The organism is Brevibacillus sp. NRS-1366 (assembly GCF_050467985.1).
Genome location: NZ_JBITPN010000014.1, coordinates 17,103 through 27,267, shown reverse-complemented (window position 1 = coordinate 27,267; position 10,165 = coordinate 17,103). Strand labels below are relative to the sequence as shown.

Below are 10,165 nucleotides of genomic sequence, written 5' to 3'. Positions count from 1 at the left end.
TCCTCGCTATAATCAGCGCCACAAGCACGAGAATCAATAGTACGCCCGGGAAAGACTGCACTCCACTCTGTTCTAACAAAATTCCACCAGCAATACCTCCGCCGGCTATGGCCAGATTCCACACTGTCGTATTAATGGGCATCACGATATCAACCCCTTCTTCGCCACTGGCATCAGCCAGCGCAGTTTGCAATATCGTGGCTGCGCCGCCGAAGGTAAGCCCCCATATCGCAACAGCCGCATAAATGACCGACGCCGATGTTCCTCCCACCCATAGTGCAACAGATACTAGTGCAAAACCGAACAGACTGAGTAATACCATCAGGCGCAGCTTGTGGTCGATCAGCATTCCGACAATCCAAATGGAGACAAGAGCGGCTACTCCAAAGACCAGCAAAACAAGATCGACACGCTCTGCAAGTCCGAATCGCTCAAGAAACGGGGCAATATACGTGTATAAAATATTGTGAGCCAGCATCCAGGTGAAAACCACCATTAGAATCGGACGAATGCCCGGCAAAACAAACACCTGACTTACTGTCATTCTCTGCTCTGCTGACTGTCCGGGATAATCCGGCACTTTCCATAGCACCCAAACGATTAACATAAGAGTCAGAAGAGATATGAGCCCAAATACTGCGCGCCAACCGAACAGGTCACCGAGTAAAGTTCCTGCCGGCACTCCAAAGGTTAACGCAATCGGTGTTCCTACCATTGACACAGCAAGGGCGCGCCCCCTTAATGCTTCCGGAACCATGCGCCTCGCGTAACCGGCGATCATTCCCCAAGCAGCGCCGGCAGCTACACCGGCGAGAAATCGTACTACAAGCGTTAGAGTATAACTGGTCGACAAGGCGGTAGTCGTGTTGAAGACTAAAAATCCCGCAATAATGGCAATCAACAGCGGTCGACGTCGTACCCCTCCAGTAAACATAACAAATGGAATCGCCGCCACAACTGAGCCAATGGCATAGAAGGTTACGAGCTGCCCAGCCATCGCCTTCGTAATAAGCAGTCCTTCCCCAATTAACGGTAGTAACCCAGCTGGAATTGTTTCTGTAAGAATACAGATAAACCCTGTCATCGCAAGCGCCAGCAGCGCAAGCCAGGGAAATCGAGCAGGGATAATGTCTGATTGGGCCACATACTTGGAAGTTGAAATATGAGACAAATTACTTTCCTCCTTAGAACGAATTTAATTATGGATCGTTCGATCCATATATTAAAATTAATCAGAGTCCCTTGTCAAGGACTTCTGGATCGATTAGTATAAAATTAGTAAAGGAGGTCACCTTATGCCACGAACGGGACGCCCTCGCGCATTTAATCGTGACGAGGCGGTTGTTTCCGCGATGCTTCTTTTCTGGGAACACGGCTTTGAGTCCACTTCACTTGCTCAGTTACGCGCTGCGATGGGAAATATATCAGCTGCGAGTTTTTACGCGGCGTTCGAGTCTAAGGAAGCGCTATTCCGTGAAGCAGTGGATCTGTATATCTCTACTTATGGACAAGTTTCGGAAAGTTTCAGGGATAAAAGCTTGACACCTAAAGAAGCCATCGAGCAGGGATTACGTCGATCGGCACGAATGCAGACAGAGAGATCCCACCCTCTAGGTTGTCTATTGATTTTGTCCGCTGCAACCTGTTCCCCTGAGCTAGAACACATCCAGGAAATGATCTTCAAGGAGCGAGAAAAGGTCCGCGGATGGCAGAAAGATTGTATAGAACGGGCCATATCCAATGGTGAATTGCCCAATTCAACCGATATCTCCATGCTGGTTACCTTGTTTGATACCTTTCTTCGAGGGATTTCTTCACAAGCGAGGGACGGCATTCCGCTCGAGGCAATTGATGCTGCCATCACTCAGCTAATGAGTGTATGGAATGTGGTGTCTGTAAAGACAAGGGATCGGGGCAAGATTTGAGAGAAGACAAGTTAGGGGATTATCTATGGGACGGACCTTATAGTTCAAGATCTAGGAAAGCAGTTGCGGATAACTGCCCGTTAGTTTAATACTAAAAATCAAGAACAAATGATAACAAAGCCAAAACCAAAATAAAAAAGCACAGGAGGTATCCTGTGCTTTTTTTAGTCATTGTGACTAACTGTCTAAGTGCTTTCCACTTAAGCAGGAACTAACTTTATTGTCCAAGCACCAACTATATTGTCAAAACACTTACATTAATGTCCAGACACTAACTATAATGTCACTGAACATGCATTATTACCCAGACAGCTTTGATCATCAGATTTCGGAAATTTAACGACTCTAATGTAAATTTAGCAACTCTAATGTCAATTTAGTAACTCTAATGTAAATTTAGTAACTCTATTGTCACTGAACAGGAACAAATTTTTGTTCATGACAAACAAAGTTGCATACTATTAAGCGTTCAAACTTGCATTCTTACGCTTCGATTTCCACGAATTCGAAAATAAAGTTGCATACTGATGAAATACAGTGCGACAAACAAAGTTACATACTAAACATCAATAACGGCCAGTTTCCTGACGTCAAAAGTTCTTATCAAAAACAAAAAACACCATAATCGGTGTTTTTTGTGGTTTTTAAATTTAAAGTTTTGAAATTCGCCCATACGGGATTTTTAAAGTTAAGGAAATCATACCATGCTATCGTTAAAGCGTCAATACCTTTTTTACTTTTCCCAGGATTAATGTGCGATCAGTTTCCACATCGTAAATCGCTCTTTTTTCATTTATTCGTTGGGCATCGATGGAACGGATATCACTGAACTGTAGCCGAGTTGGTAAATCGTTCTCGAAATTTTTAATCTTAATATCCATTTCGAACTCTTCGTCAAGTGGTGCTGAATCCCCTTTGACTGAAGTGGTAGGAATAATTAATAATTTTAATCCGAAATCCTTCAGTATATAACATTGATGTCCATCGTAAAGTTCCTTTGGATAACCTCTTCTTAAGTTAAAATATGCTACCTGACCTTCTGTCGGTCTTTTTGATTCACTAATGTGATAAGTGGTAAGAGATGCATCTTTTTCGGGGTGTTTTTCAACTAAAGTGTTGTTAAAAAAATCAAGTTCTTTAACCCAAAACTTAAGTTGAATTGCAAAACCTGATGCATCATAATTTTTCATGTTTTCCATTATTCGAATAGCTTCTTCCATGTCATTTCTGATTGAACTTGTCGTTCCTACGCTTCTAGTATTCAAATTTTCCCCCTCCATTATTGTTATTATTCGACAACAATTTGGTAAAACCTTTGACATAACTCATCAAAAAAAAACAAAAAAGGCAACGCTTAAACGTTACCAATTATAATTGTTTGCTGAAACTGTCACTAAACGCTTAACCTTAGCGGATGCATCAGGTCTTATCCCAGCTCTGCGATTTAACTTCCATTCGGACACTTCTTCTCCGTCCCCTTGCATCCTATCTGCGATCCATTTCACTCGACGTAGTTGAAATGCCTCAGCATCTTCTACCACACTGTTGATATAGGCTGTAGTTTCAGGCAGCATTTCTTTTTTCTTTTGGAGTAGCGACAACCGATTTACTTTTTTACCAATGGCACTCACCGTGATTCGAGTGAGTTTATCCGCTCCTCTGTCCCACTCCTCAACCACTTTTTTCACGACTTCTACCATTTCAATATCACGCTTTTCCCAATCGACGCGATTGTTATTAACATGTACTTTCTTACGCCCTGTTGGAGAATTTCCTTTTAACCAATCCTTATCGTTTCGGTAAAGGAATGCGTATAAATCTGGTCGTAATCGTCTTAAGTCAGCTGTGGAAAGACTGGGATGCTTTTCTTGGAGGAACAACCACTCTTCTTTACTATTGGATACTTCCGATTCATCTACTTTTGTGAGTTCCCCTTGATGAAACCGGGGGTTATTCTTTCCTGATTCCAGCGTTTCGCCACTCCGAGAATATGGAACATTTAATAATGTGGCTTGCCTCTTCACTGTTTGTGGATCGCATTGAAGAATCTTCGCGATTCCTCTTAAAGTTTCTCCCTCCGAAATAAGTTCTTTTAACTTTCCCTTCCAAACATCTCCGAAGGCTTTTATTCGTCCGATTTTATATTGGTCATCTCTGCATTGATCTGGTCCTCTCCTTGAATACATAAAACCACAGTGGCATGTAAACGTACCAACAGGACGCTTGGTTTGATAACACCGTGTCACTTTCAACTCTACAACGGGCTTCCGATAATCTTGGCAAGTAGGATTCAAACATAGCCACGGCCCAACTCCGAAGGGTCTGAAACTTGTGCTCTCTTCGAAATAACTGGGTAATGTGTCTCCGAGGAACATTATGACGAGTATGTGCCTAATCGGATGAAAGGACTTTCGATGATGTTGAAAAATCATCGTTAACCAATCCCTTTCAATGTACTCGATTTGTGACTGCAAATATTGCAACGTTGCTTTTCCAAAAGTCCCCTGAAACGACCGATACAGTTTGCTTCTGTTTACAAAACCGCCGCTCGTGACAAAATTGTTTTCTGCAAGTTTTCTTTTGTATTGTTGCTGCAAATGGTTATCGTGTGTTTGCCGATATTGATCCAGCAACAGTTCATTCGCCATTTTGGCAAAGGTCAGTAAATGTTGAAAGCTTGTATCCCCCATGCTCACTGTCTTTTCCTTGCTCCGAGTGTTTTCTTCTGTAGCAATGATGTACTCATGCTGATTAGTCGCCTTTACTGAAACATCTGTCTCATACAATGGTATTTCGTGTTTGGGACAAACCATCACTCCTGGCAACTGATGTACACGGTGCCAGTACGTTTCTCCGTACTTCTCTCTATCCTCTTCACGGCATTCATGGCAATGCATGAGATATTCTTTTGGTATAATGCTACTCGCTGCAATACCTGCTGTTGTATGAACCCGATCACCGTATTCACTTTTCATCAGTTCCCTAACTTTCTCATATTGTTCACTTTGAAAAAAGGCTCCGAAATACGGGAACATAGTGTGATTATCGATGAGATAGTCTGCATTCACCATCGGGTTATTTATCCTTTCCGCTAACCGCTCAAGATTACACGGAAGATCTACAACAGAACGAATGGTCCTTTTCCCGAATAGTTCTTCCGTGGAGTGTTTCGGACTGATATTTCCCACTGCCATATGATATCTTGCTAAAATGCTGTATAACAATTCGTCTGAATATGGTGTCGGAAAGTTGTTTAACATGTTTGCCCCTCCTAGCTGATACTTTCCAGTGGCTGTTTAATGAATCCATGACTCATAAAATGCTCATACACTGATACTTTTTTCTTCTTGGCATCAGCTGCAATTAAGCAAAGAATGTTTGAATTTGCAGCTTCTTTCTTATCGACTCGTTTGCTCCTTTCATCTGTCTTTTCCTCGGTTTGCAATACCATCTTCATGGCTTCTTTCTTTGCTGACGGCAAATCCATTGAATCTCCATGATGTTGGATAACCTTCTTCGCGATGCGATGAGACATGTCATTTTCAATTTCCATCGATAGGAGAAAGAGTACAAGGTCTTGGAGCAAGGAATTGGTTTTCGCTTGACGCTTATTCTCCTGGATGGTTTTCTGTAATCGCACTTTTTCATGTAAATCAATGGAGGGCTTGTACATGTCAAACTGTTCATCCATATCAATGGGTTGAATGTCATCGTAGTTTGCCATCTCGCTGGGCATACCTGATCGTAGAGCGTTTAGCATAGGACGAACAAGTTGGAGATTTTCTTTGGCAACTTGCTTGATCAGTCGCTTTGTGATTTTTTCTTCTCCGGTACTAATCGCACGAAGCTGAGAAATCATAAAGATTTTTACGGCGATATCGATGATGCCCTGGCACTCCTCATACAAAAGCTCATTTAATTCTTCTGACAATGGTGTGAAGTTCGCTGTCCATTGGTAATCCCACATTCCCTCCACAAATAAGTCCCATGTTTCATCTTTCGGCATTTGGCTCCAAACCATGTCTCCCTGTCCGCTGCCACGTCTTGCTTGCCTAAACTGGCTTTGGAGAATGGAAATCGCCTTGTTCGTCCCCACCATGATGACTGGAACACCAATCGTATTTACGAGGGTCACAAAAAAATTCAGCATTTTTTCCGAACCACCACTTTTACTCATGCTAAGGTGCTGTATCTCATCGATGATCAGTACACCGATTGCATGAAGGTTAGCCAGATGCACCATGTGTTGCAAAAGGGTGTCTACGGTGTTTCCTTTTGATTTGTACTTGGTAAAGTATTTAGTGCCAAGCAATCGATCAAGCTCGGAAAAGAAGCCAATGCACAATCCTTTAATCGAACCATCGAAAGGACAGTCTAGTTTCAACCAAGGAATTTGTGTCATTTGAAAGATCTCACCCTTGTATGTGGTGTGCCGGATGAGCTGCGGATAAAAAGACAAAATCTGATTGAGGGCTGAGGACTTTCCGATCCCTGAAAATCCAATCATCGTAAAGCCGGTTGCTGTTCGTTTGACCGTTGTTTCATAACTTTCCAGAAACTTTCCTTGCTTAATGCTTTCATAGCTTTCTCGCATTTGTCTTGCCTGATGGGCATTCAATGGATTTCGTGAAATGTATCCTTGTCGAATGGAGCGAGAAATACGTTGTTCCAAATCAAGATGCTTTTCAAATGGTTGAAAATACTGAAACAGACGCTGAACACAATGATACCGATAACTCGCATCAAGCTCCCTCTCGCGTTCATCATAATTAGGGAAGACGGAGCAATAGTTAACTACCTCTTCCTCTGTTAGGATGGGTGGCAACGCTTCGATCAAAGGGTTACCACGAAACTCGGAAAGGATCTGGTCAGTATAAATGGCATCAACAATGGATTGCGTTGTGATTTTATACGGATGATTTGTTTGCTCCATTTTTCGTCAACTCCTTTTGTTTACGTCGAAGCAACTCAATTTTGCTTATTGGCTTATATTCTTCTGGCTCTGCATTCGTGATCGAAATAACGACTCCGTTATTGGTACTGTTCTCTTCATGCTTAGCCAGTAAGAATGCTTCCTCTTTTCGTCTCGCTTCTTTTTCAAAAGCTTTATTTTCGCGGATGCCTTTTGTTCTTTCGTTGTTGCTCATCGGGACTTTTTCCAACTTTGACTTCTCTTTCGCACCGTGGACGATGTGTTCAATTTGAGTGTCCAAATCGATTTTCTTTTGCATTTGCTCGTGAGCGTAATTTTGTTTTTCAAAGTCTTCATACGCATGGAGATATTCCACGTCATGAAGTGAACGCTCTCGATACCGTATTTGATGATCGAGCAACGTACATACTTCATAACTCTTTCCATCCTCACTCGGAAGATAGAGATGATCCATGTTTCGTGGATCAAAGGAAACCTTGATTCGCCAACTTTTTTCTCGAGCCTGTGGAAACCAGCCTTCACGCAAAGCTTTTTCGCACGAATACTTCATACCTTTAAAAACAATGCCTTTGTACGTCACACTTGCTGTTTCCTGAGGCAGTAGATGCAATTTCACTATATCCTCGGGATAGGAACGAAGCCGACCCGAACGATTTTTAATCCCCCAATTCCAAAGATCCTTTGGGATCAGATTGACCTCATCGATTATCATCATCTCATCTGCATTGTAATGCTTTAACCAATGATGATTGTTGTGGTACAGGGCACAGCGAATAATGATCTCGGTAAACTCATCTAAAGTTAGCTGAGCATCTAACCGATAATCTTTGTCGCCTCTTACTCTGACTTCTGTATCTACAACACCTGGTAAGAACGGTTTTACTTTTAAATTCGTCGTTCGGAAATGTTGCTCAATGATCCCTTTCCAGTCGGCACGATAGGGAGGGGTATTTTCAACTTTCATATGAAAAGCCGTAATCAGCCTTTCAATGTTGTATCCCTCTAATTCGCCACGATCAGCAAGTAACGTCTGGGGCAGGTGACTTGTATTCCATTCTTCCTGTGTAATGTCTACACCATATTTCTTACAGTATGAAACCTTGTCACTAGCCGAATTCGCAAGTGCCATCATTGCACCAATCCATGAAGGCCCCTCAAGTCCAACATAAATGCCTGTGATCATACGACTGAATACATCCATTACGGCATATACGACTGGTCTTCCGATGATCCAATTTCGGTTATAGTTGCTGACAAGATAAACATCAGCAATTGTCGCATCGATTTGGAATTTCGAGCCCGGACCATACATCTCTCCTAGTGAGGTGCCCAAGATCGCTCGGTTTTCCAATTCATATTTCCGGTTACCTTTGCGACTCCGATGTTTTTGCTCCACGCTATACGCCTTTTGGTACCAATATTGAAATTGACGATATGTCGGTAGTTGACCTTTGTCTTTTAATATTGCTTTTTTAACGCCATTCTCAAAAACGTGATCTTCAGCAAAATAGCTTTTCAACATTATTTCATATACAAAAGACAACGGATTCTTTTTCGTCGTATGATAGAATTTTTTGACGCAAACATGAAAGATCTGTTTAATATCGTTATCAACATTGATACCTTTGCCAAGAAAACTTTCGTATTTTCGTGGATGACCAGTCTTTTTGTTGCTCAGAGTTCTTTCCTTCCCGCGACCACCTGAATTTCGGTAGTCTGGCAGTAAGGCATTCTTTACTTTCCCCCGCTGCCAATATTGTCTTAAATAGTTGTAAATCAAGCCCTTGATCTTACCTGTTTCATCTTGTGTTTTCTGAACCAAAGGTCCTCTCTTTTGCTTGTCATAAATTTCGGGTTCCATACAAGCAATTTTTTGGATTGCACCCCATCTTTCATCACGTACATCCTTTTGTTTTTTCTGAATCTGATCTTCACTTTGGTAAACAAAGCTGAATGGATCATCAGTTACGATTTGGAGTAGCTTTTGGTCTAACATTTCTTCCAAATCAGACATCTTACGTTTCACGGGTAATGCATTCTTGTTTGTAATATCAATGGTGTAACAAATGACATATCCATCGTCGATCCAAAGGATACGTTCCGAAACATCAATTCCATTTGCTTCTTGAAAAGATACAATCTCGTTTATAAAAAACATCTACACCACTCCTTTCACGAGTTCTTTCCCGATTCCAATAATGATGTCGTCGACGAATAAATGGGTGTGTATGGGTTTATTCATATCGACAATCACTTCCTTAACGGCGACAAGGTGTTTGAACAGCTCGAGTCCCATTCCATCTTCCAATCCGTATCTCATATCAAATTCGGAGAAAATCTCGATCAAAGATACGCCTTTTGTTAGTAAACTGTATTTAAGATGCTGCGATAGCGATTGATAGGCAGAGTTGGATATTTGTTCGTGGAGGAAAAAGGATGAGTGTAACCATTCAATGTTGTTCACTAGAATGCTTGGGATTTCTTTTTCAGTCACAATCCCCCAATCTACTCCATGGTTACTCCAATACTCCCTTTCTATTTCGAACTTCTCAATGATCCGATCATTCTCCAACTGGGCAGAAGGTTTAATCGTTCTTGCGAGGAGTTTGGTACTTCCTGCTGTCTTTACCGTCAATAAAAAATCTGTTGTCATAACAATTGGCACACCCGTTGTTGGGTCTGTTGGATGTTTAACGTTTTTCTCTTCGGCAATATTCATTGTGTCTATGCGATGGAGCGGGTACTGCTCGCGAATATCAATAATGGCGTTATCCCATTCACACGTATAAAAATAATCTCTTTCCAGCTTCGAGAGAAAATGATGAATACGATGTGTTTTCCATCCTGCTGCTCTCGTTACGAGACCATTCGAGGGGAAGTCTTGAATGGTAATCCATGGCTTGTATTTTGTACCTTCCCCTTGGCCACGACCCTCTTTTTCCAATTGTTGTATCCGTTTTTCGGTTAAATCTGTTCTTCTTTTTGCCATTCCTCTGATTACCCCCTTTTTGCGAATCTCGATTTCGTTACACATATTAAGCTCTTGGTAGCAACAGTGCACTGGTAAAGCTACCCGAAGGGCAAGGAAATCAAAAACCTCAAAAAAATGATAATCACCATATTTTCATTAATTTTTTGCAAGTAATTGAAATAATGTTGGGTCAGGGTTATTACCTTTTTATTTTATTAACGATTCTTGCGTTGTTTTAAAACAACGTATATTGGATATTATTAACAATAAATGTTGTTTAAAAACAACATTTTAGGGATAAAAAAAAGAAATGTTGGCTTTTTTCAACATTTCTGA

General features: G+C 41.5%; 7 protein-coding genes. 1 reads left to right on the top strand and 6 read right to left on the bottom strand.

Going from position 1 to position 10,165, the window contains the following annotated elements; all coding sequences use genetic code 11:
• The coding region (locus tag ACIFQN_RS07780) for an MFS transporter (protein WP_429832457.1) at window positions 1-1,084 on the bottom strand (1,084 nt) is incomplete at its 3' end.
• A gap of 211 nt (window positions 1,085-1,295) precedes the next feature.
• Here ACIFQN_RS07780 and ACIFQN_RS07775 point away from each other — a divergent pair.
• Window positions 1,296-1,925: a TetR/AcrR family transcriptional regulator gene (locus ACIFQN_RS07775; protein ID WP_429832456.1), complete on the top strand. Its 630-nt coding sequence runs from the start codon at window positions 1,296-1,298 to the stop codon at window positions 1,923-1,925.
• A gap of 713 nt (window positions 1,926-2,638) precedes the next feature.
• Here the strand turns inward: ACIFQN_RS07775 and ACIFQN_RS07770 are convergent.
• From ACIFQN_RS07770 to ACIFQN_RS07750, 5 genes are all read right to left on the bottom strand, one after another.
• The gene (locus tag ACIFQN_RS07770) at window positions 2,639-3,190 is read right to left on the bottom strand and encodes a hypothetical protein (protein WP_429832455.1); all 552 of its coding nucleotides are present in this window, start codon (window positions 3,188-3,190) and stop codon (window positions 2,639-2,641) included.
• A gap of 96 nt (window positions 3,191-3,286) precedes the next feature.
• Window positions 3,287-5,185 (bottom strand): TnsD family transposase, encoded by a 1,899-nt coding sequence (locus tag ACIFQN_RS07765; RefSeq protein WP_429832454.1) that lies wholly within the window; start codon window positions 5,183-5,185, stop codon window positions 3,287-3,289.
• Between the two features lie 11 nt (window positions 5,186-5,196).
• Entirely contained in the window at window positions 5,197-6,858 is a 1,662-nt protein-coding gene (locus ACIFQN_RS07760) for an ATP-binding protein (RefSeq protein WP_429832453.1), read from the bottom strand.
• Window positions 6,833-9,016 (bottom strand): Mu transposase C-terminal domain-containing protein, encoded by a 2,184-nt coding sequence (locus ACIFQN_RS07755; RefSeq protein ID WP_429832452.1) that lies wholly within the window; start codon window positions 9,014-9,016, stop codon window positions 6,833-6,835. The genes ACIFQN_RS07760 and ACIFQN_RS07755 overlap by 26 nt, the downstream gene beginning before the upstream one ends.
• Window positions 9,017-9,847 (bottom strand): TnsA endonuclease N-terminal domain-containing protein, encoded by an 831-nt coding sequence (locus tag ACIFQN_RS07750; protein ID WP_429832451.1) that lies wholly within the window; start codon window positions 9,845-9,847, stop codon window positions 9,017-9,019.
• Between the last annotated feature and the right edge of the window lie 318 nt (window positions 9,848-10,165).